The 20,523-nt window shown below is 58.0% G+C and carries 16 protein-coding genes and 3 pseudogenes; 15 read left to right on the forward strand and 4 right to left on the reverse strand.

The window, feature by feature from the left end; translation table 11 throughout:
• Positions 1–30: 30 nt before the first annotated feature.
• Positions 31–515 (reverse strand): annotated as a pseudogene (smpB, locus tag RHM58_RS12765) (SsrA-binding protein SmpB).
• 118 nt (positions 516–633) lie between these two features.
• Between smpB and RHM58_RS12770 the strand changes: the two are divergent.
• The 3 genes from RHM58_RS12770 to RHM58_RS12780 are packed head-to-tail and all read left to right on the forward strand — an operon-like array spanning position 634 to position 2,786.
• The gene (locus tag RHM58_RS12770) at positions 634–2,037 is read left to right on the forward strand and encodes a sodium-dependent transporter (RefSeq protein WP_201200449.1); all 1,404 of its coding nucleotides are present in this window, start codon (positions 634–636) and stop codon (positions 2,035–2,037) included.
• 7 nt (positions 2,038–2,044) lie between these two features.
• Positions 2,045–2,479: a type II toxin-antitoxin system RatA family toxin gene (locus RHM58_RS12775; protein WP_201200451.1), complete on the forward strand. Its 435-nt coding sequence runs from the start codon at positions 2,045–2,047 to the stop codon at positions 2,477–2,479.
• Positions 2,472–2,786: an RnfH family protein gene (locus RHM58_RS12780; RefSeq protein ID WP_322270526.1), complete on the forward strand. Its 315-nt coding sequence runs from the start codon at positions 2,472–2,474 to the stop codon at positions 2,784–2,786. Before RHM58_RS12775 ends, RHM58_RS12780 begins: the two co-directional genes overlap by 8 nt.
• Positions 2,787–2,846: 60 nt before the next feature.
• Here the strand turns inward: RHM58_RS12780 and RHM58_RS12785 are convergent, their stop codons facing one another.
• Entirely contained in the window at positions 2,847–3,374 is a 528-nt protein-coding gene (locus RHM58_RS12785) for an outer membrane protein assembly factor BamE (protein WP_201200455.1), read from the reverse strand.
• A gap of 97 nt (positions 3,375–3,471) precedes the next feature.
• Here RHM58_RS12785 and fur point away from each other — a divergent pair, with 97 nt between their 5' ends.
• Complete coding sequence (gene fur, locus RHM58_RS12790; RefSeq protein ID WP_003197684.1) at positions 3,472–3,876, forward strand: ferric iron uptake transcriptional regulator; 405 nt, start codon at positions 3,472–3,474, stop codon at positions 3,874–3,876.
• Between the two features lie 75 nt (positions 3,877–3,951).
• On the opposite strand, the pseudogene recN reads toward fur, so the two are convergent.
• A pseudogene (gene recN, locus RHM58_RS12795) lies at positions 3,952–5,624 on the reverse strand (DNA repair protein RecN).
• 241 nt (positions 5,625–5,865) lie between these two features.
• On the opposite strand from recN, the gene grpE reads away from it, so the two are divergent.
• The 8 genes and pseudogenes from grpE (at position 5,866) to RHM58_RS12835 (ending at position 16,487) form a co-directional block, all read left to right on the forward strand.
• Complete coding sequence (grpE, locus tag RHM58_RS12800) at positions 5,866–6,432, forward strand: nucleotide exchange factor GrpE (RefSeq protein WP_201200457.1); 567 nt, start codon at positions 5,866–5,868, stop codon at positions 6,430–6,432.
• Between the two features lie 102 nt (positions 6,433–6,534).
• Positions 6,535–8,451 (forward strand): molecular chaperone DnaK, encoded by a 1,917-nt coding sequence (gene dnaK / locus RHM58_RS12805; protein ID WP_201194329.1) that lies wholly within the window; start codon positions 6,535–6,537, stop codon positions 8,449–8,451.
• 453 nt (positions 8,452–8,904) lie between these two features.
• On the forward strand, positions 8,905–10,029 hold the full coding sequence (gene dnaJ / locus RHM58_RS12810; RefSeq protein ID WP_201194330.1) for a molecular chaperone DnaJ: 1,125 nt from the start codon (positions 8,905–8,907) through the stop codon (positions 10,027–10,029).
• 9 nt (positions 10,030–10,038) lie between these two features.
• Positions 10,039–10,845, forward strand: a complete 807-nt coding sequence (gene dapB, locus RHM58_RS12815; protein WP_322270527.1) for a 4-hydroxy-tetrahydrodipicolinate reductase — start codon at positions 10,039–10,041, stop codon at positions 10,843–10,845.
• 259 nt (positions 10,846–11,104) lie between these two features.
• Complete coding sequence (gene carA / locus RHM58_RS12820) at positions 11,105–12,241, forward strand: glutamine-hydrolyzing carbamoyl-phosphate synthase small subunit (protein WP_201200463.1); 1,137 nt, start codon at positions 11,105–11,107, stop codon at positions 12,239–12,241.
• A 118-nt stretch (positions 12,242–12,359) separates the two neighbouring features.
• Positions 12,360–15,581: pseudogene (gene carB / locus RHM58_RS12825) on the forward strand (carbamoyl-phosphate synthase large subunit).
• A complete protein-coding gene (gene greA / locus RHM58_RS12830; protein ID WP_201200469.1) occupies positions 15,578–16,054 on the forward strand; it encodes a transcription elongation factor GreA in 477 nt (158 codons plus the stop codon). The pseudogene carB and the gene greA overlap by 4 nt, the downstream one beginning before the upstream one ends.
• Before the next feature lie 28 nt (positions 16,055–16,082).
• A complete protein-coding gene (locus RHM58_RS12835; RefSeq protein WP_201200470.1) occupies positions 16,083–16,487 on the forward strand; it encodes an MFS transporter in 405 nt (134 codons plus the stop codon).
• 9 nt (positions 16,488–16,496) lie between these two features.
• On the opposite strand, the gene RHM58_RS12840 is transcribed toward RHM58_RS12835, so the two are convergent.
• Positions 16,497–16,805, reverse strand: coding sequence for a YhbY family RNA-binding protein (locus RHM58_RS12840; RefSeq protein ID WP_008005472.1), 309 nt, complete (start codon positions 16,803–16,805; stop codon positions 16,497–16,499).
• Between the two features lie 105 nt (positions 16,806–16,910).
• On the opposite strand from RHM58_RS12840, the gene rlmE reads away from it, so the two are divergent.
• The 3 genes from rlmE (at position 16,911) to folP (ending at position 20,517) form a co-directional block, all read left to right on the forward strand.
• On the forward strand, positions 16,911–17,543 hold the full coding sequence (rlmE, locus tag RHM58_RS12845) for a 23S rRNA (uridine(2552)-2'-O)-methyltransferase RlmE (RefSeq protein WP_201200471.1): 633 nt from the start codon (positions 16,911–16,913) through the stop codon (positions 17,541–17,543).
• Between the two features lie 200 nt (positions 17,544–17,743).
• Positions 17,744–19,657 (forward strand): ATP-dependent zinc metalloprotease FtsH, encoded by a 1,914-nt coding sequence (gene ftsH / locus RHM58_RS12850; RefSeq protein ID WP_054050044.1) that lies wholly within the window; start codon positions 17,744–17,746, stop codon positions 19,655–19,657.
• Positions 19,658–19,665: 8 nt separating this feature from the next.
• The gene (gene folP / locus RHM58_RS12855) at positions 19,666–20,517 is read left to right on the forward strand and encodes a dihydropteroate synthase (protein ID WP_201200472.1); all 852 of its coding nucleotides are present in this window, start codon (positions 19,666–19,668) and stop codon (positions 20,515–20,517) included.
• The last annotated feature ends 6 nt before the right edge of the window (positions 20,518–20,523 follow it).

The raw sequence follows: 20,523 nt of genomic DNA on the forward strand, positions 1-20,523 counted from the left end.
CGCCACAAGACCCGCGATCAGGCAGGAAAATTACTCTTCCTTGCCCTTGTTCCGCACCGCACGCTGCAACTCACGACCGGCATCGCGTTCGCGTTCGGTATCACGCTTGTCGTATTCCTTCTTGCCCTTGGCGCCAGAGCGATCTCGCACTTGACCATGTGCTTGCTCCAGTACCAGGACAGGCACACGCAGGCATAGCCTTTTTGCTGCACTGCCGTGGCCAGCTTTTCCAGCTCGCGGCGGTTGAGCAGCAATTTTCGGGTGCGGGTCGGATCAGCGATGACGTGGGTGCTGGCGGTCATCAGCGGCGTGATGTGGCTGCCGAGCAGCCAGGCTTCGCCATCCTTGAGCAGTACATAACTGTCAACCAGTTGTAGCTTGCTTGCCCGCAGACTTTTTACTTCCCAGCCGGCCAGGACCAGACCAGCCTCGAACTTGTGTTCGATGAAGTAATCGTGCCGCGCCTTTTTATTCTGCGCGATGGTCCCTGTTGGGTGTTTCTTCTGTTTAGCCATAGGGGCGGCATTATAGGGAGTTGCACGCGAGTCGGCTACGGTATCGCTACGTGCTTGAGCAGGTTGATTGAATCCCGGACAATGCGGCCTCTTTTTTGAATGCTTGGACGTGGTAACGATGTCGACAGACAAGGTTTCTGTCCACGGCAGTTGGGCTAGCCGCTGGGTCTTCATACTCGCCGCGACCGGTTCGGCCGTGGGGCTGGGTAGCATCTGGAAATTCCCGTACATGGTCGGCGTCTATGGCGGCGGCGCGTTCGTTCTCATGTTTTTGGTCTGCATCGCGCTGATCGGCGTGCCGGTCATGCTGGCTGAAACCCTGATCGGCCGCCGCGCCCGTCAAAGCCCGGCCAACGCCTTGAAGGTGTTGGCGATAGAGGCGGGGCATTCGGGCAAGTGGTCCTGGGGCGCATTCGCCGGGATGATCACGGCGTTGCTGATTCTGTCTTTCTATAGTGTGGTCGGCGGCTGGTCGCTGGACTACATCATCGACATGGGCCGTGGTGACTTCCAGGGTGTGACGTCAGATCAAGTCGGTGCTTATTTCGGCAATGTGATCTCTGATCCATGGCGCCTGACACTTTGGCACACGATTTTTATGCTGCTGTCCGCCGTGGTGATCGCCAAAGGCGTGGTCGCCGGGCTTGAACGCAGCCTTCGCATCATGATGCCGCTGCTGTTCGTGATGATTCTGGTGCTGTTGGGTTACAGCATGACCACCGGCCATTTCATGGAAGGCGTGCATTTCATGTTCGACTTCCACCCGGAAAAAGTCCTCGACGGCTTGCTGCCCGCCATGGGTCACGCCTTCTTTTCTCTGAGCGTGGGCGTGGGTTCGATCATGATCTACGGCGCCTATATGCCGAAGAACTCATCGCTTTCCGGCACCGTGGTCGGTGTGGCGCTGCTCGATACCTTCGTTTCGCTGGTCGCTGGCCTGGCATTGTTTCCGATTGTGTTCGCCGCCGGCCTGAACCCAAGCGAAGGCCCTGGCCTGATGTTCGTCAGCCTGCCATTTGCCTTCGGTAACGTAGCGTTCGGCCAGTTGATGGGCGTAGTGTTCTTCGTACTGGTGGCGGTTGCGGCCTGGAGTTCGGCGATTTCATTGCTTGAACCGATGGTGGCTTACCTGGTTGAACGCACGAAAATTAGCCGCGCCTGGGTGACTTTTTGGCTGGCATTTATTTGCTGGTTCGTCGGTCTGGGTACGGTGTTTTCCTTCAATATCTGGAAGCAAGCCAAATTTTTCGTGAACGAAGGCGGGATGTTCCATCTCTACCAATGGGGAGCGGCCGGTGGTCTGGACTTCTTTGGTGTGATCGATTTCTTCACCTCGCGGATCATGCTGCCACTCGGTGGTTTGTGTTTCGTGGTGTTTGCAGGCTGGATCATGGGGCGTGAAGCGGTGCGTGACGAATTGTCGATTCGCAGCCCGGTTCTATTTGCCCTGTCCCTGTTCTTGATGCGCTATGTGGCGCCCATCGGCATTCTTGTAGTGTTTGCCGCCCAGCTGTGGAAGTGACGCTGACATGACGACCCATATTCAACGCTCGGCTCTGCTGCCGTATCCGGCGCAAGCCCTTTATGACCTGGTTAATGACGTGGCGCGTTATCCGGAATTCCTGCCGTGGTGCTCGGCTGCCGAAGTGCTGGAAAGCTCCCCTGAGCACATGCGTGCCAGTGTCGGCGTGGCCAAGGGCGGCCTCAGTCAGCATTTCGTGACCCGCAATACGCTGGTGCCCGGGCATTCAATCGAGATGAATCTGGAGGAAGGACCGTTCAACCAGTTGCATGGCGTCTGGGTGTTCAAGCCATTGGGTGAGAAGGCCTGCAAGATTAGCCTGGACCTGTCGTTCGACTACGCCGGGCCAATCGTGCGCGCAACGTTGGGGCCTTTGTTCAATCAGGCGGCGAACACGCTGGTCGATGCGTTTTGTCAGCGCGCCAAACAGATACATGGTTGAGTCGGTGATTGAGGTTGAGGTGGTGTATGCCGCCGTTGATCGTCAGGTGCTGCTGACAGTGGCGGTGCCAGCCGGTTCGACGGTTCGGGGTGCGCTGCTGAAGTCCGATATGGGGGCCGAGTTTCCTGAGTTGGATCTGGCCAGTTGCCCGGTCGGGATCTTCGGCAAGGTGATTTCTGACCCTGACACTCAAGTGGTTCAAGCAGGTGATCGCATCGAGATTTACCGGCCGTTGCTCGCCGATCCTAAAGAGGTGCGTCGCTTGCGCGCCGCCAAGGCTGCCGAGGCCAAGGCGCGAAATCAGTGATTCAATAAATGCCAGACAATAAAAAACCCGGACGTGCCGGGTTTTTTATTGCGTCGCAAATTATTGCGGCGTGGTTTCCAGTGGTGTTGGAGTCGGGACTGGAACGGTTTGTACGCCGTCGACGTCCTTCTGGATCTGGTCCAACAACGAACCTGGTTTCACCGGTTTTTCCGGTTTTGGCTTCTCGGTGTTTTCTGCAGGAGCGGTCACAGGAGTGCCGGTGTCCTTGCCGAGAATGGCTTCGTCGCGGCTCACGCCAGGCATAAAATCGCCCGACAGGCTGACGAGTTGGTCATTAGGGTTAAAGACAACGCTTATGCGTTCCTGTTGGCGTTCACCACCACCCGGTTGCAGGCTATACAGGTAATCCCAGCGATCGGCATGGAACGTGTCGGTCAGCAGAGGGTTACCCATGATAAACCGTACTTGCCGGCGGGTCATTCCCGGGCGTAACTGGTCTATCATGTCCTGCGTGACGACATTGCCCTGCTGGATGTCGATTTTGTAAACCCCGGGGAATGAACAACCGGCGAGTGCGAGCAGTCCCACGAAGGTGAAACTGGTTAGCAAGAGCTTGGTGTTTTGCATCGGTGGGCGACTTCCACTATCTTGGCTGGGACAACGTAAACGCCGATCATACCCGCATTAAGAGAAGCTGCGAAGCAGCATCGCGAGAAAGCTGACCATGGTTGAAAATAGCGAACTACGCAAAGCCGGCCTCAAAGTGACCCTGCCACGGGTCAAAATTCTGCAAATGCTCGATTCCGCCGAGCAACGCCACATGAGTGCCGAGGATGTTTACAAGGCGCTGATGGAGGCTGGTGAGGACGTCGGTCTGGCCACGGTTTACCGTGTACTGACTCAGTTCGAGGCAGCTGGGCTTGTGGTGCGACACAACTTCGACGGCGGTCATGCCGTCTTCGAACTGGACGACGGCAAGCATCACGACCATATGGTCAACGTCGAAACCAGTGAAGTGATCGAATTCTTCGACGAAGAAATCGAGCGTCTTCAGAAGGCGATCGTCGACAAATATGGCTTCGAGATGGTGGATCACAATCTCGTGCTGTACGTACGCAAGAAAAAGTAAGCATGTCGCGCGAACATGATGTTCGCGAAACGAGCGAAGGCGACCCCAGGGTCGCCTTCGTGCTTTCTGCCGGTCTTAAATTTTTGCGGTGATGACCATTTTTTTCGCGTGAGCCAGAGATTCTTTGGTGAGATCGATGCCCCCAGCATGCGCGCAACTTCTTCGACGCGATGATTCTTGCTCAGCTTGGACACCGCCGTATGGGTGGCATCCTCACCGCGCACCTTGTGCACGAATAGATGCTGGTGACCTTGCGCCGCCACTTGCGGCAAGTGCGTGACTGTCAGCACCTGTCCGCGCTCCCCGAGCCGACGTAGCAACTGGCCGACGATCTCGGCAGTCGGGCCGCCGATGCCAACGTCCACTTCGTCGAACACCAGGGTCGGAACCCGGGAGGTCTGTGCGGTGATGACCTGGATTGCCAGGCTGATCCGTGACAGCTCGCCGCCCGAGGCTACTTTTGCCAGGGCTTTCATCGGTTGCCCGGGGTTGGCGCTGACCAGCAGTTCCACCTGTTCAAGCCCGTTGGGCAGCAACTCGTTGCTGCTATTGGGGCGCAGTTCGATGGTGAAGCGGCCGCCGGGCATACCCAGGCGCTGGATTTCCTGCTCTACGGCGCTGGACAGGTTGCCAGAGGCTTGATGACGCAGGTCGCTCAAGTCACGCGCCTTCTCTTGATAATGACGGGCGTAGGACGCGAGTTCATCGCTCAGGCGTTCGATGGATTCGTCGTTGGCATTCAGTGTTTCGATTTCATCCAGCAGCTTTTGCTGCATCTCGGCGACTTCGGTCGGCTGGATGCGGTGTTTGCGCGCCAGGGTGTAGATCGCATCGAGGCGTTCTTCCAGGTATTGAAGGCGCGCCGGGTCGGCGTCGAAGTTATCGAGGAAGCGGTTCAGTTCGCCGACGGCCTCTTCAACCTGTATCTGGGCGCTGGTCAGCAGGCTACTGGCTTCGCCCAGCGCACTGATCGAGTTGTTCACGCTCGACAAGCGGTTGAGGCTGGCGGTCAGGGCGTTCAGTACATTGCCGGAATCACTTTCGCTGCATTGTTCGACCACTTGTCGGCAGATACCCAGCAAGGTTTCGGCATTGGTCAGGTTCTTGTGCTCCTGCTCCAACTGCTCCAGCTCATTTTCACCGAGGCCGAGGTTTTCCAGTTCTTCGAGCTGATAGCTCAGCAATTGATGGCGGGCGCGCTGCTCGTCGCCGGAGTTGGACAGACGGTCCAGCTCCTGGCGGGTCTGGCGCCAGCGCTGGGCGGCCAGTTGGACCTGGCGGGCCAGGTCTGTCGCGCCGGCGTACTCGTCGAGCAAGCGGCGGTGGGTGTCGGTCTTGAGCAGGGATTGGTGTTCGTGCTGGCTGTGGATATCGATCAGTAGCTCGCCCAGGGCCTTGAGATCACCGAGGGGGCAGGGCGTGCCGTTGATATAGCCGCGTGAACGACCTTCAGCCGTAATCACCCGGCGCAGGATGCACGGACCGTCGCTTTCCAGGTCGCGTTCGGCAAGCCAGGCACTGGCTTCGGGGATGTCGATCAGGTCGAAAGTCGCGAGGATATCGGCCTTGTCGGCGCCGGGGCGAACCACGCCGCTGTCGGCGCGATCGCCCAGGGTCAGGCCCAGGGCGTCGAGCATGATCGATTTGCCGGCGCCGGTTTCCCCTGTGATCACGCTCATCCCGCGATCAAGTTCGAGATCGAGATGTTCGACGATGGCGTAGTTGTGTACGGACAGGTGCACCAGCATAAAGGCCGCTCCCAGGCTTTAGGTCTGGTTATTTATACAGTGTTTTATTTGTGGCTGACAATGCCCTCCATTAGCTCGATTTGCTTGATCCGACGAAATCGTTAGTGCATTGGGGAATGACAATGCAGCTCTTTTTGTAGGGTTAATCACAGCAAACCCCTTGAAGCTCAATTTTGCGGCCCCATATAGCTGGGCAGAAGCGCGAGTTGAGCTCGCGGACGATATTGAAAGGAGAAAATCTATGGCTGACGAACAGACAGTGGATACGCAAAATCTCGACGCCGATCAGGCTGCCCAGGTTGCGGGTGATGAGCTGGCGGCTCGTGTACAAGTGCTCGAAGAGCAGTTGGCTGGTGCTCATGATCAGGCTTTGCGTGTAGCGGCTGATCTGCAGAACGTCCGCCGTCGCGCCGAGCAGGATGTCGAAAAGGCTCACAAATTCGCGCTGGAGAAGTTCGCTGGCGACCTGCTGCCGATCGTCGACAGCCTGGAGCGTGGCCTGGAGTTGTCCAACCCGGACGACGAAAGCATTCGCCCAATGCGTGAAGGCATCGAGCTGACCCTGAAAATGTTCCAGGACACCCTGAAGCGTTATCAGCTGGAAGCGATCGATCCGCACGGCGAACCGTTCAACGCCGTTCATCACCAGGCGATGGCCATGCAGGAAAGCGCCGATGTAGAGCCGAACAGCGTGCTCAAGGTGTTCCAGAAGGGTTACCAGCTCAACGGTCGCTTGCTGCGCCCGGCCATGGTTGTGGTCAGCAAGGCACCTTCGCCGGTTTCGCCTTCGATTGATGAGCAGGCTTGAAATTAGCCGCAAGGCCCCCATTTAGAAGTCAAGCGTTTAAGTGCTACCGCAGTTAGCCACCACTGCTGCGGCAACCAAATCCAAAGTTTCGGGAGAGTTAACATGGGCAAAATTATCGGTATCGACCTGGGGACTACCAACTCCTGCGTCTCCGTCATGGAAAATGGCAAAGCAAAAGTTATCGAAAACGCTGAAGGCGCGCGCACCACGCCGTCGATCATCGCTTACGCCAACGATGGCGAAATTCTCGTTGGCCAGTCGGCCAAGCGTCAGGCTGTGACCAATCCGCACAACACCCTGTACGCGGTGAAGCGTCTGATCGGTCGTAAGTTCGACGAAGAAGTCGTTCAGAAAGACATCAAGATGGTCCCGTACAAAATCGCCAAGGCTGACAACGGTGACGCCTGGGTTGAAGTAAACGGCCAGAAAATGTCGCCGCCGCAAATCTCGGCTGAAATTCTGAAGAAAATGAAGAAGACCGCCGAAGACTACCTCGGCGAGCCAGTGACCGAAGCGGTAATCACCGTTCCGGCCTACTTCAACGACAGCCAGCGCCAGGCGACCAAAGACGCCGGCCGCATCGCGGGCCTGGACGTTAAACGGATCATCAACGAACCAACCGCAGCCGCTCTGGCTTACGGTATGGACAAAGCGAAAGGCGATCACACCGTGATCGTTTACGACTTGGGCGGCGGTACTTTCGACGTTTCCGTGATCGAAATCGCTGAAGTCGATGGCGAGCACCAGTTCGAAGTATTGGCCACCAACGGCGACACGTTCCTGGGCGGTGAAGACTTTGACATTCGTCTGATCGACTATCTCGTTGACGAATTCAAGAAAGAAAGCGGCATGAACCTTAAGGGTGACCCGCTGGCCATGCAGCGCCTGAAAGAAGCTGCTGAAAAAGCCAAGATCGAACTGTCTTCGAGCAATTCGACCGACGTGAACCTGCCGTACATCACTGCAGATGCCACCGGTCCTAAGCACTTGAACGTAAAAATCTCCCGCGCCAAGCTCGAAGCGCTGGTAGAAGACTTGGTTCAGCGCACCATCGAACCTTGCCGCATCGCTCTGAAAGACTCCGGTATCGACGTTGGCGCGATCAACGACGTGATCCTGGTGGGCGGTCAGACCCGTATGCCACTGGTTCAGAAGCTGGTGACCGAGTTCTTCGGTAAAGAAGCTCGTAAAGACGTGAACCCGGACGAAGCTGTTGCCATGGGTGCTGCTATCCAGGGCGCGGTATTGGCTGGCGACGTGAAAGACGTTCTGCTGCTGGACGTTAGCCCGCTGACCCTGGGTATCGAAACCATGGGTGGCGTGATGACTGCGCTGATCGAGAAAAACACCACGATTCCTACCAAGAAATCGCAAGTGTTCTCGACGGCCGACGACAACCAGGGCGCTGTGACCATTCACGTGCTGCAAGGTGAGCGTAAGCAAGCCGCTCAGAACAAGTCCTTGGGCAAGTTCGACCTGGCCGAGATTCCACCAGCACCACGTGGCGTGCCACAAATTGAAGTGACCTTCGACATCGACGCCAACGGCATTCTGCACGTAGGCGCCAAAGACAAGGCTACTGGCAAGACTCAGTCGATCGTGATCAAGGCCAACTCCGGTCTGTCCGAGGAAGAAATTCAGCAGATGATTCGCGATGCTGAAGCCAACGTCGACGAAGATCGCAAGTTCGAAGAGCTGGCCGCTGCCCGTAACCAGGGCGATGCGCTGGTTCACTCGACGCGCAAAATGGTCGCTGATGCTGGCGACAAAGTGACCGCTGAAGAGAAGACTGCAATCGAAGCTGCCGTAGTTGCCCTGGAAGCCGCCGTCAAAGGCGACGACAAGGCTGCTATCGACGCCAAGGTTGAAGAGCTGTCGAAAGTCTCCGCGCCGGTGGCTCAGAAAATGTACGCCGAGCAGGCTCAGCCAGCTGAAGGCGCTGCACCGCACGACGAAAAAGCTGAAAAAGCCGACGACGTTGTCGATGCTGAGTTCGAAGAAGTCAAAGACCACAAGTAAGTTGTTGGTCGGCCGGTTGACTGCCTTTAGGCGGTGACTGGTAGGATGTCGCCGCGCGGGAGCTTGCTCCCGCGTTGGCGTGTCTGGAGTAAGCGAATTTTTACAGCATGCGACAAAGGCGGAGTGAGTGGCTTGTTCGTTAGAGCAAGTTCGGATGCCAGGGCGCCATAGCCAAGGCGCCGCGACGACTCATAGCTTGCTATGGGGAGGAGCGGCAACGCAGGGTATGGGGCTCGGACGCCGAGGTTGCCTAACGAACAAGCCATTCAGTCCGCCTCAGTGTTGGTGGTATGGCCGGGAATGCTCCTGCTTTTCGAGCCGCAAGTACTGCAATGAATCAAAGACCAGGATCGTTGAATTGACGTGAGTTGGGTCCGGGCCTGTATTGGGGCTCAACGAGTTTGGCGAAGCTCAGGAGGGGTTTGCCGAACGTCCTTAAGAGTGCAAAGACTTATGGCAAAGCGTGACTATTACGAAGTATTGGGTGTTGAGCGCGGCTCAAGCGAAGCGGACCTGAAAAAGGCCTATCGTCGCCTGGCGATGAAGCATCACCCGGACCGTAATCCCGATGATAAAGCGTCGGAAGAGATGTTCAAAGAGGCCAACGAGGCCTACGAAGTGCTGTCCGATTCCAGCAAGCGCGCGGCGTACGACCAATACGGTCATGCCGGTGTCGACCCAAGCATGGGCGGCGGCGGTGCCGGTTTTGGCGGTCAGAATTTCTCCGACATCTTTGGCGATGTCTTCAGTGACTTCTTCGGTGGTGGTCGCGGCGGTTCCCGTGGCGGCGCTCAGCGCGGCAGCGACCTGCGTTACACCCTGGAGCTGAACCTGGAAGAAGCGGTGCGTGGCACGACCGTGAATATCCGCGTTCCGACACTGGTCAACTGCAAGCCGTGCGACGGTTCGGGCGCCAAGAAAGGCTCGGCGCCGATCACTTGCCCGACGTGCGGCGGGATCGGTCAGGTCCGCATGCAGCAAGGTTTCTTCTCGGTGCAGCAGACCTGTCCGCGCTGCCATGGCCAAGGCAAGATCATTTCCGATCCGTGCGACTCCTGCCACGGCGAAGGTCGTGTCGAAGAGTACAAAACCCTTTCCGTCAAAGTGCCGGCCGGTGTTGATACCGGCGACCGCATTCGCCTGTCCGGCGAAGGCGAGGCGGGCGCCCAGGGTGGTCCGACTGGCGACCTGTACGTGGTGATCAATGTGCGCGAGCACGCGATCTTCCAGCGCGACGGCAAGCACCTATTCTGTGAAGTGCCGATTAGCTTCGTCGATGCGGCACTGGGTGGCGAGCTGGAGATTCCGACCCTTGATGGTCGGGTCAAACTGAAAATCCCGGAAGGGACTCAGACCGGCAAGCAGTTCCGTGTTCGCGGCAAAGGCGTTGCTCCTGTACGTGGTGGCGGTGCTGGCGACCTGATGTGTCGTGTGGCGGTCGAAACCCCGGTCAACCTGGGTCGTCGTCAGCGCGAATTGCTGGAAGAATTCCGCAGTTCGTTGGCGGACGACAACAGTCATTCGCCAAAAACCACTGGTTGGTTCGAAGGCGTGAAGCGCTTCTTCGGCGATTTGTAAGGAGTCGGCATGCGACGTATAGCTGTGATGGGCGCTGCCGGGCGCATGGGCAAAATCCTGGTCGAGGCGGTGCAGCAACGCGCGCCGCTGACGGGCCTGACGGCAGCCATCGTGCGCCCCGGCAGCACGCTGATTGGCGTGGATGCTGGCGAGCTGGCTTCGCTCGGGCGTATCGGCGTGCCGCTGTCCGGTCATGTGGAAGCGGTGGCTGAAGAGTTCGATGTCTTGATCGACTTCACGCTGCCGGAAGTCATGCTGAAAAACCTGGCGTTCTGCCGTAAGGCGAGCAAAGCCATGGTCATCGGTACGACCGGGCTGGACGCTGCGCAGAAGCAGTTGCTGGCTGAAGCGGGCAACGACATTCCGATTGTGTTTGCGGCTAACTTCAGTGTCGGTGTGAACCTGTCGCTGAAGCTGCTCGACATGGCTGCTCGTGTGCTGGGTGATGAGGCAGATATCGAAATCATCGAGGCCCATCATCGGCACAAGATCGATGCGCCTTCAGGCACGGCGCTGCGCATGGGTGAAGTGATTGCCGGTGCGTTGGGTCGTGATTTGCAGAAGGTTGCGGTCTATGGTCGTGAAGGCCATACCGGTGCCCGCGAGCGGGAAACCATCGGCTTCGCCACTGTTCGCGGTGGTGATGTGGTGGGTGATCACACGGTGTTGTTCGCCTGCGAGGGCGAGCGCCTCGAGATCACGCACAAGGCGTCCAGCCGCATGACCTTCGCCAAGGGCGCGGTGCGCGCTGCATTGTGGCTTGATGGGCGAACGCCTGGCCTCTACGACATGCAAGACGTGCTCGATTTGCGTTAAGATGCGCCCGAAATCGGGTTCAAACAGCGTGTTTGAACCCGGTTTTACACTGCCAAGCGACGTCCTGTCGCATTCCCCGGCCTTTAAGGCTCATTGGCGGTAGACCAAAAATGCCTTTTTCTGTAAGCTACAGCTTTAGTGTGTCCACTAAAAGCGCGCAGAATAATTCAGTGAAGAAGCGGGGTGACGTGTCCATACGTCACTCCGCTTTTTTACAACCTGCGATCGCCCTTTCAGGCTTTATTTACGGGAGGTCTTCTTGACTAAGCCAGCCATACTCGCCCTTGCTGATGGCAGCATTTTTCGCGGCGAAGCCATTGGAGCCGACGGTCAAACCGTTGGTGAGGTGGTGTTCAACACCGCCATGACCGGCTATCAGGAAATCCTTACCGATCCTTCCTACGCCCAACAGATCGTTACCCTGACTTATCCGCACATCGGTAACACCGGTACGACACCGGAAGATGCCGAGTCCGATCGCGTCTGGTCCGCTGGACTGGTCATCCGTGACCTGCCACTGGTTGCGAGCAACTGGCGTAACACGATGTCCTTGTCCGACTACCTGAAAGCCAACAACGTTGTGGCGATCGCTGGTATCGACACCCGCCGCCTGACACGCATCCTGCGTGAGAAAGGCGCGCAAAACGGCTGCATCATGGCCGGCGACAACATCTCCGAAGAAGCTGCCATCGCCGCTGCTCAGGGTTTCCCTGGCCTCAAAGGCATGGACCTGGCAAAAGTCGTCAGCACCAAAGAGAAGTACGAGTGGCGCTCGACTGTCTGGGACTTGAAAACCGACAGCCACGCGACCATCGACGCCTCCGAGCTGCCGTACCACGTGGTTGCCTACGACTACGGCGTCAAGCTGAACATTCTGCGCATGTTGGTCGCGCGCGGTTGCCGCGTGACCGTAGTGCCGGCGCAAACCCCAGCCGCTGATGTTCTGGCCATGAAGCCGGACGGCGTGTTCCTGTCCAACGGCCCTGGTGACCCGGAGCCTTGCGACTACGCGATCCAGGCGATCAAGGATGTGCTCGAAACCGAGATTCCGGTGTTCGGCATCTGCCTCGGTCACCAACTGCTGGCCCTGGCCTCCGGCGCCAAGACCCTGAAAATGGGTCACGGCCACCACGGTGCCAACCACCCGGTCCAGGATCTGGACACCGGCGTTGTGATGATCACCAGCCAGAACCACGGTTTTGCGGTAGACGAAGCCACCCTGCCAGCCAACGTCCGGGCGATCCACAAATCGCTGTTCGACGGCACCCTGCAAGGGATCGAGCGTACCGACAAGAGCGCCTTCAGCTTCCAGGGTCACCCTGAAGCCAGCCCTGGCCCGAACGACGTAGCGCCGCTGTTTGATCGCTTCATCAACGAAATGGCCAAGCGACGCTAATCGCTAGCCCTGATGCAGCAAAGCTTGAGGGTGGTCCCGACACCGGCGGCCCCCTCAAGGCTTCACAGATTGAACAAGACGGCTTGCCGACTGACCTGCGGATTTGAGTGACAAACCCATGCCAAAACGTACAGACATAAAAAGCATCCTGATTCTCGGCGCTGGCCCGATCGTTATCGGCCAGGCCTGTGAATTCGACTACTCCGGCGCCCAGGCCTGCAAAGCCCTGCGCGAGGAGGGTTACCGCGTCATCCTGGTGAACTCCAACCCAGCGACCATCATGACCGACCCGGACATGGCTGACGCCACGTACATCGAGCCGATCAAATGGCAGACCGTTGCCAAGATCATCGAGAAAGAGCGTCCGGACGCGCTGCTGCCGACCATGGGCGGCCAGACCGCTCTGAACTGCGCACTGGACCTGGAACGCGAAGGCATTCTGGAGAAGTTCGGCGTAGAGATGATCGGCGCCAACGCTGACACCATCGACAAGGCTGAAGACCGTTCGCGCTTCGACAAGGCGATGAAATCCATTGGTCTGGACTGCCCGCGTTCGGGCATCGCCCACAGCATGGAAGAGGCCAACGCGGTGCTCGAGAAGCTTGGCTTCCCGTGCATCATTCGTCCGTCCTTCACCATGGGCGGCACCGGCGGCGGTATCGCTTACAACCGCGAAGAGTTCGAAGAAATCTGCGCCCGTGGTCTGGACCTGTCTCCGACCAAAGAGCTGCTGATCGACGAATCCCTGATCGGCTGGAAAGAGTACGAGATGGAGGTTGTCCGCGATAAGAAGGACAACTGCATCATCGTCTGCTCCATCGAGAACGTCGACCCGGTCGGCGTGCACACCGGTGACTCGATCACTGTTGCGCCAGCACAGACCCTGACGGACAAGGAATACCAAATCATGCGTAACGCCTCCCTGGCGGTACTGCGTGAGATCGGCGTGGAAACCGGCGGCTCCAACGTCCAGTTCGGCATCTGCCCGGACACTGGCCGTATGGTTGTCATCGAGATGAACCCGCGGATCCCGTTCCTCGGCCCTGGCCTCGAAAGCCACCGGTTTCCCGATTGCGCGTATCGCTGCCAAACTGGCGATCGGCTACACCCTGGACGAACTGCAGAACGAAATCACCGGCGGCGCTACTCCTGCATCCTTCGAGCCGTCCATCGACTACGTCGTGACCAAGCTGCCACGCTTCGCCTTCGAGAAATTCCCGAAAGCCGACGCGCGCCTGACCACTCAAATGAAGTCGGTGGGTGAAGTCATGGCCATCGGCCGGACTTTCCAGGAATCCCTGCAGAAAGCCCTTCGCGGTCTGGAAGTGGGCGTTTGCGGCCTGGACGAGAAGCTCGACCTGAGCAATCCGGAAAGCATGAGTATTCTCAAGCGCGAACTGACCGTGCCGGGCGCCGAGCGTATCTGGTACGTGGCTGACGCGTTCCGCGCCGGCCTGTCGGTCGAAGACATCTTCGGCATGAACATGATCGACCCGTGGTTCCTGGTGCAGATCGAAGATCTGATCAAGGAAGAAGAGAAGGTCAAGACCCTGGGTCTGGCCAGCATCGACCGAGACGTGATGTTCCGCCTCAAGCGCAAAGGCTTCTCCGACATGCGTCTGGCCAAGCTGCTGGGCGTGACCGAGAAAAACCTGCGTCGCCACCGTCACAAGCTGGAAATCTTCCCGGTCTACAAGCGCGTTGACACCTGCGCGGCCGAATTCGCCACCGACACCGCTTACCTCTACTCGACTTACGAGGAAGAGTGCGAAGCTGCACCGTCGGGCCGCGACAAGATCATGATCCTCGGCGGCGGTCCTAACCGCATCGGCCAAGGCATCGAGTTCGACTACTGCTGCGTACACGCGGCACTGGCCCTGCGCGCCGACGGGTACGAGACCATCATGGTCAACTGCAACCCGGAAACCGTCTCCACCGACTACGACACCTCCGATCGCCTGTACTTCGAGCCAGTGACCCTGGAAGACGTGCTGGAAATCGTCCGCGTCGAGAAGCCGAAAGGCGTGATCGTCCAGTACGGCGGCCAAACCCCGCTGAAACTGGCGCGTGCCCTGGAAGAAGCCGGCGTGCCGATCATCGGCATCCAGCCCGGACGCTATCGACCGTGCTGAAGACCGTGAGCGCTTCCAGCAAATGGTTGAGCGCCTGAATCTGCGTCAGCCGCCAAACGCTACCGTTCGCAGCGAAGACGAAGCGATTCGCGCTGCTGCCAAGATCGGTTACCCGCTGGTGGTTCGTCCGTCCTACGTACTGGGCGGTCGTGCGATGGAAATCGTCTACGAAGAAGAAGAACTCAAGCGCTACCTGCGTGACGCGGTGAAAGTGTCCAACGACAGCCCGGTGCTGCTCGACCACTTCCTCAACTGCGCCATCGAAATGGACGTGGATGCAGTTTGCGACGGCACCGACGTGGTGATCGGCGCGATCATGCAGCACATCGAGCAGGCCGGCGTTCACTCCGGTGACTCCGCGTGCTCCCTGCCGCCGTACTCTCTGCCTGGGCACATCCAGGACGAGATGCGCGAACAGGTCAAGAAAATGGCCCTGGAGCTGGGCGTTGTCGGCCTGATGAACGTTCAGTTGGCGCTGCAAGGCGAAGACATCTACGTCATCGAAGTCAACCCGCGCGCTTCCCGTACCGTACCGTTCGTGTCCAAGTGCATCGGTGTTTCCCTGGCAATGATCGCGGCTCGCGTGATGGCCGGTAAAACCCTGAAAGAAATCGGCTTCACCAAAGAAATCATTCCGAACTTCTACAGCGTGAAAGAGGCGGTGTTCCCATTCGCCAAATTCCCTGGCGTGGACCCGATCCTGGGCCCAGAGATGAAGTCCACCGGTGAAGTGATGGGCGTGGGTGATACCTTCGGTGAAGCGTTCGCCAAGGCCCAAATGGGCGCCAGCGAAGTGCTGCCGACCGGCGGTACCGCGTTCATCAGCGTGCGTGACGACGACAAGCCGCTGGTTGCAGCGTGTGGCCCGTGATCTGATCCAACTTGGGCTTCGAAGTGGTTGCCACTGCCGGTACTGCCAAGCTGATCGAAGCCGCAGGCCTGAAAGTGCGTCGTGTGAACAAAGTGACCGAAGGTCGTCCGCACGTGGTCGACATGATCAAAAATGACGAAGCACCCTGATCATCAACACCACCGAAGGTCGTCAATCGATCGCTGATTCGTACTCCATTCGTCGTAATGCCTTGCAGCACAAGATCTACTGCACCACCACCATTGCTGCTGGCGAAGCTATCTGTGAAGCGCTGAAGTTCGGTCCCGAGAAGACTGTGCGCCGCTTGCAGGACCTACACGCAGGATTGAAGGCATGATCAAATACCCAATGACCGTCCAGGGTGCCAAAGCCCTGGAAGAGGAACACGCTCACCTGACCAAGGTCGTCCGTCCGAAGCTCAGCCAGGACATCGGTACGGCCCGCGAATTGGGTGATCTGAAGGAAAACGCCGAATACCACGCTGCTCGCGAGCAGCAGGGTATGGTCGAGGCGCGGATCCGTGACATCGAAGGCCGTATGCAGAATGCGGTGATCATTGATGTCACGACCATTCCTCATACCGGCAAAGTGATTTTCGGTACCACCGTTGAAATCGCCAACGTCGAAACTGACGAGACCGTCATTTACCACATCGTTGGTGAGGACGAGGCTGACTTCAAGCTGGGCAAGATTTCGGTGGGTTCGCCACTGGCTCGCGCCTTGATCGCCAAGCAAGAAGGCGATGTGGTCGCCGTGAAAACGCCAGGTGGCGTTATCGAGTACGAGATTGTCGAAGTCCGTCACATCTAAAAGAAGGCGCCCGCTACGTGCGGGCGCCATGCTTTGGCAACTGACCCAGATGTTGTGGGTTGGGGGCCTGTGGCTGTTGCATATCGGTTTGCTGCCGGCGTTGGGCAAAATTGGCCTGGCGCCGCTGCTGATCGATGAAATTGAAGGCATGCTTGATGCGCTGATGGTGGGATTCGCCACAGCGTGTGTGATTTTTCAGGCTTTGGTGCTGGTTCAGGCCGAGGGCCTTGTCAGTCTATGGCGGGATATTCGCGGGCAACTGCTGCTGATGGCGCTCTATGCGTGCGCGATGTATTTCGTCGTGCGCTTCGATTGGCCGGATGCAGTGCGCTGGGAAGAGTTCAGCTATCTGGTCCTGGGGTTTGCCGGGCTGGTGCTGGTGTTGCAGCCGGTGCCTGGATGGAGTGGCAGGGTGCGCGAAGCACACCCTTGACCCTTGCCATCACTTGAAGCGATGGACGTTCGACAGCTGCTTGTTGACGCTGAAGTTCTTGCGGTAAATCAGTGCCATCTTGCCGATAACCTGAACCAGGTCCGCTTTGCCGACCTTGCACAGTTCTGCAATGTTCGCCAGGCGCGACTCGCGATCGAGGATGTTGAGCTTGATTTTAATCAGCTCGTGATCCGCCAACGCGCGTTCAAGTTCGGCTAACACACCTTCAGTCAAACCGTTATCAGCCACAGTCAAAACTGGTTTCAGATGGTGGCCAATGGATTTGTACTGTTTCTTCTGCTCTTGAGTGAGCGGCATAATCTGACCCCTGCGTCTGATCTTGTAAAAAGCGGCGGCCAGTTTACCCGAGCGAGTCCGGGACCGCCCAGTTAATCACGACCCGTTTTATTTTCGAGGTGGCCCGTGGCCCGTTCCAAGACAAGTCTTAAATGGCTGCAAGAGCATTTCAACGACCCATTCGTCAAAATGGCGCAAAAAGACGGGTACCGCTCCCGTGCCAGCTACAAACTGCTGGAGATCCAGGACAGGGATCGTCTGATCCGCCCCGGCATGAGCGTGATCGACCTGGGCGCCGCCCCGGGTGGCTGGTCCCAAGTGACCAGTCGTCTGATTGGTGGGCAAGGCACGCTGATCGCTTCCGACATCCTGGAAATGGACAGCATCCCTGATGTGACCTTTATTCAGGGTGACTTCACCGAGGATGCAGTGCTCGCGCAGATTCTCGAAGCTGTCGGAAAAAACGAGGTGGACCTTGTGATTTCCGATATGGCCCCCAATATGAGTGGATTGGCGTCTGTAGATATGCCGCGATCAATGTTCCTGTGCGAGTTGGCACTGGATCTTGCGGTACGGGTATTGAAGCCAGGTGGTGATTTTTTGATCAAGGTCTTCCAGGGTGAAGGCTTCGACGAATACCACAAGAGCGTTCGCATGCAGTTCGAAAAGGTCACGACGCGCAAGCCTAAATCGTCGCGCGATCGCTCTCGTGAGCAGTACCTGCTGGGCCGCGGTTTCCGCGGGCGTAGCGAGGAATAAGAGGTTTTTCGACCGGGGTGATAGGTTTTTCGCATTTCGCCTCGTGAGCATTAGCGAATATTGTGTAGAAAGTGTTTCACAAAGGGTTACAGACGGCGCCTGCCAGAGCCGTAGGTAATGTAGTAAGTTAGGCCGGTGAATATCATGCGAAGCGCGCGCCAGTAGCGGAGCTTGCTTCAGAGGGTAGTTAATTGAACGATATGGCAAAGAATCTGATCCTGTGGTTGATCATCGCGGCTGTCCTTGTGACGGTGATGAACAACTTCTCCAGCCCTAACGAGCCGCAGACCCTTAACTATTCCGACTTCATCCAGCAGGTCAAGGATGGCAAGGTCGAGCGCGTAGCCGTGGATGGCTATGTGATTACCGGCAAGCGCAACGATGGCGACAGCTTCAAGACCATTCGTCCGGCAATTCAGGACAATGGCCTGATCGGCGACCTGGTGGATAACCACGTCGTAGTCGAAGGCAAGCAGCCGGAACAGCAAAGCATCTGGACTCAACTCCTGGTCGCAAGCTTCCCGATCCTGGTGATCATCGCCGTGTTCATGTTCTTCATGCGGCAGATGCAGGGTGGCGCTGGAGGCAAGGGCGGGCCGATGAGCTTCGGCAAGAGCAAGGCGCGCCTGCTCTCCGAAGATCAGGTGAAAACCACCTTGGGTGACGTTGCAGGTTGCGACGAAGCCAAGGAAGAAGTCGGTGAGCTGGTCGAGTTCCTGCGTGATCCGGGCAAGTTCCAGCGTCTGGGCGGTCGCATTCCTCGCGGCGTGCTGATGGTCGGTCCTCCGGGTACCGGTAAAACCTTGCTTGCCAAGGCGATTGCCGGTGAAGCCAAGGTTCCGTTCTTCACGATCTCCGGTTCCGATTTCGTCGAAATGTTCGTCGGCGTTGGTGCCAGCCGTGTTCGTGACATGTTCGAACAAGCCAAAAAGCACGCGCCATGCATCATCTTCATCGATGAAATCGACGCTGTCGGTCGCCACCGTGGCGCCGGCATGGGCGGTGGTCACGATGAGCGCGAGCAGACACTCAACCAGTTGCTGGTAGAGATGGACGGCTTTGAAATGAATGACGGCATCATCGTGATCGCTGCAACCAACCGTCCGGACGTTCTGGACCCTGCGTTGCTGCGTCCGGGCCGTTTCGACCGTCAGGTTGTGGTCGGCTTGCCGGATATCCGTGGTCGTGAGCAGATCCTCAAGGTTCACATGCGCAAAGTGCCGATGGGTGACGATGTCGCTCCGGCCGTAATTGCTCGTGGTACGCCTGGTTTCTCTGGTGCCGACCTGGCCAACCTGGTAAACGAAGCGTCGTTGTTCGCTGCCCGTACCGGCAAGCGCATCGTTGAGATGAAAGAGTTCGAACTGGCCAAAGACAAGATCATGATGGGCGCCGAGCGCAAATCGATGGTCATGTCCGAGAAAGAGAAGCAGAACACCGCTTACCACGAGGCTGGCCACGCTATCGTCGGTCGCGTCGTGCCTGAGCATGATCCGGTCTACAAGGTGTCGATCATTCCGCGCGGTCGTGCGCTGGGTGTGACCATGTTCCTGCCGGAAGAAGATCGATACAGCCTGTCCAAGCGCGCCTTGATCAGCCAGATCTGCTCGTTGTACGGCGGCCGTATCGCTGAAGAGATGACCCTGGGCTTTGATGGCGTTACTACCGGTGCGTCGAACGACATCATGCGTGCAAGTCAGATTGCACGAAACATGGTGACCAAGTGGGGGCTGTCGGAAAAACTCGGTCCGTTGATGTACGCCGAAGAAGAGGGTGAAGTGTTCCTCGGTCGTGGCGGCGGTGGTCAGAGTGCAAGCTTCTCCGGTGAGACTGCCAAGCTGATCGACTCCGAAGTGCGCAGCATCATTGATCAGTGCTACGGCACAGCCAAGCAGATCCTCACGGATAACCGTGACAAGCTCGACGCCATGGCGGACGCCCTGATGAAGTACGAGACGATCGACGCCGATCAGATCGACGACATCATGGCCGGTCGTACGCCTCGTGAACCACGCGACTGGTCGGGCGGCGGTGCTGGTACCTCCGGAACACCTCCGGTGGCGCAGGATCCGCGTCCGGAAACACCGATCGGCGGTCCGGCTGCTGACGTTTAAGGTTTGAAATGACTTCTGTTCAGTCCCTGACCCGGTTGCCTTGCGGCAACCGGGTTCTTGATTTGGCCCATACGCATGTCATGGGCATTCTCAATGTCACTCCCGATTCCTTTTCCGATGGCGGCCGATACAGCCAGCTCGATGCAGCGCTGCGCCACGCCGAAGCGATGGTGGCGGCTGGTGCAACGCTGATAGATGTCGGTGGTGAGTCGACCCGGCCTGGCGCCAGGGCGGTTTCACCGCTCGAAGAGCTTGAGCGCGTTGCGCCGATTGTCGAGCGCATCAATCGCGAGCTGGATGTGATCATCTCAGTTGATACTTCCACGCCAGCAGTCATGCGCGAAACTGCGCGACTGGGTGCTGGGTTGATCAATGATGTACGGTCATTGCGACGTGACGGCGCCCTGGATGCTGCGGCGGCGACCGGTCTTCCGGTGTGTCTGATGCATATGCTCGGCGAGCCGGGCGATATGCAGGACGATCCGCAGTATCGCGACGTGACGAAAGAGGTGGGTGAGTTTCTCGCCGAGCGCATGGCACAGTGTGCGTCAGTGGGGATTCCGGCTGAGCGGATCATTCTTGATCCGGGTTTCGGTTTCGCGAAAACCCTGCAGCACAATCTAAGCTTGTTCAAACATATGGAGGCCTTGCATGCCTTGGGGCGGCCCCTGTTGGTAGGGGTTTCGCGAAAGAGCATGATAGGTCAGGCCTTGAATCGTCCGGTTGGCGAACGTCTGTATGGCGGTCTGGCGTTGGCAGCGCTGGCTTCGGTTAAGGGCGCGCGCATATTGCGCGTTCATGATGTGGCCGAAACAGTCGATCTCGTGCGGATGATTGCCGCAGTGGAATCAGCCGAATAAGAATGA

Origin of the sequence: Pseudomonas sp. 10S4 (assembly GCF_034344865.1) — a bacterium.
Lineage (GTDB): Bacteria > Pseudomonadota > Gammaproteobacteria > Pseudomonadales > Pseudomonadaceae > Aquipseudomonas.

Coding starts and splice junctions, on each gene's coding strand:
- dnaK (WP_201194329.1), top strand. CDS start 6,535: ATGGGCAAAATTATCGGTATCGACCTGGGGACTACCAACTCCTGCGTC.
- fur (WP_003197684.1), top strand. CDS start 3,472: ATGGTTGAAAATAGCGAACTACGCAAAGCCGGCCTCAAAGTGACCCTG.
- folP (WP_201200472.1), top strand. CDS start 19,666: ATGACTTCTGTTCAGTCCCTGACCCGGTTGCCTTGCGGCAACCGGGTT.
- greA (WP_201200469.1), top strand. CDS start 15,578: ATGATCAAATACCCAATGACCGTCCAGGGTGCCAAAGCCCTGGAAGAG.
- RHM58_RS12775 (WP_201200451.1), top strand. CDS start 2,045: ATGACGACCCATATTCAACGCTCGGCTCTGCTGCCGTATCCGGCGCAA.
- RHM58_RS12785 (WP_201200455.1), bottom strand. CDS start 3,374: ATGCAAAACACCAAGCTCTTGCTAACCAGTTTCACCTTCGTGGGACTG.
- grpE (WP_201200457.1), top strand. CDS start 5,866: ATGGCTGACGAACAGACAGTGGATACGCAAAATCTCGACGCCGATCAG.
- ftsH (WP_054050044.1), top strand. CDS start 17,744: ATGGCAAAGAATCTGATCCTGTGGTTGATCATCGCGGCTGTCCTTGTG.
- dapB (WP_322270527.1), top strand. CDS start 10,039: ATGCGACGTATAGCTGTGATGGGCGCTGCCGGGCGCATGGGCAAAATC.
- RHM58_RS12840 (WP_008005472.1), bottom strand. CDS start 16,805: ATGCCGCTCACTCAAGAGCAGAAGAAACAGTACAAATCCATTGGCCAC.
- dnaJ (WP_201194330.1), top strand. CDS start 8,905: ATGGCAAAGCGTGACTATTACGAAGTATTGGGTGTTGAGCGCGGCTCA.
- RHM58_RS12835 (WP_201200470.1), top strand. CDS start 16,083: ATGCTTTGGCAACTGACCCAGATGTTGTGGGTTGGGGGCCTGTGGCTG.
- RHM58_RS12770 (WP_201200449.1), top strand. CDS start 634: ATGTCGACAGACAAGGTTTCTGTCCACGGCAGTTGGGCTAGCCGCTGG.
- RHM58_RS12780 (WP_322270526.1), top strand. CDS start 2,472: ATGGTTGAGTCGGTGATTGAGGTTGAGGTGGTGTATGCCGCCGTTGAT.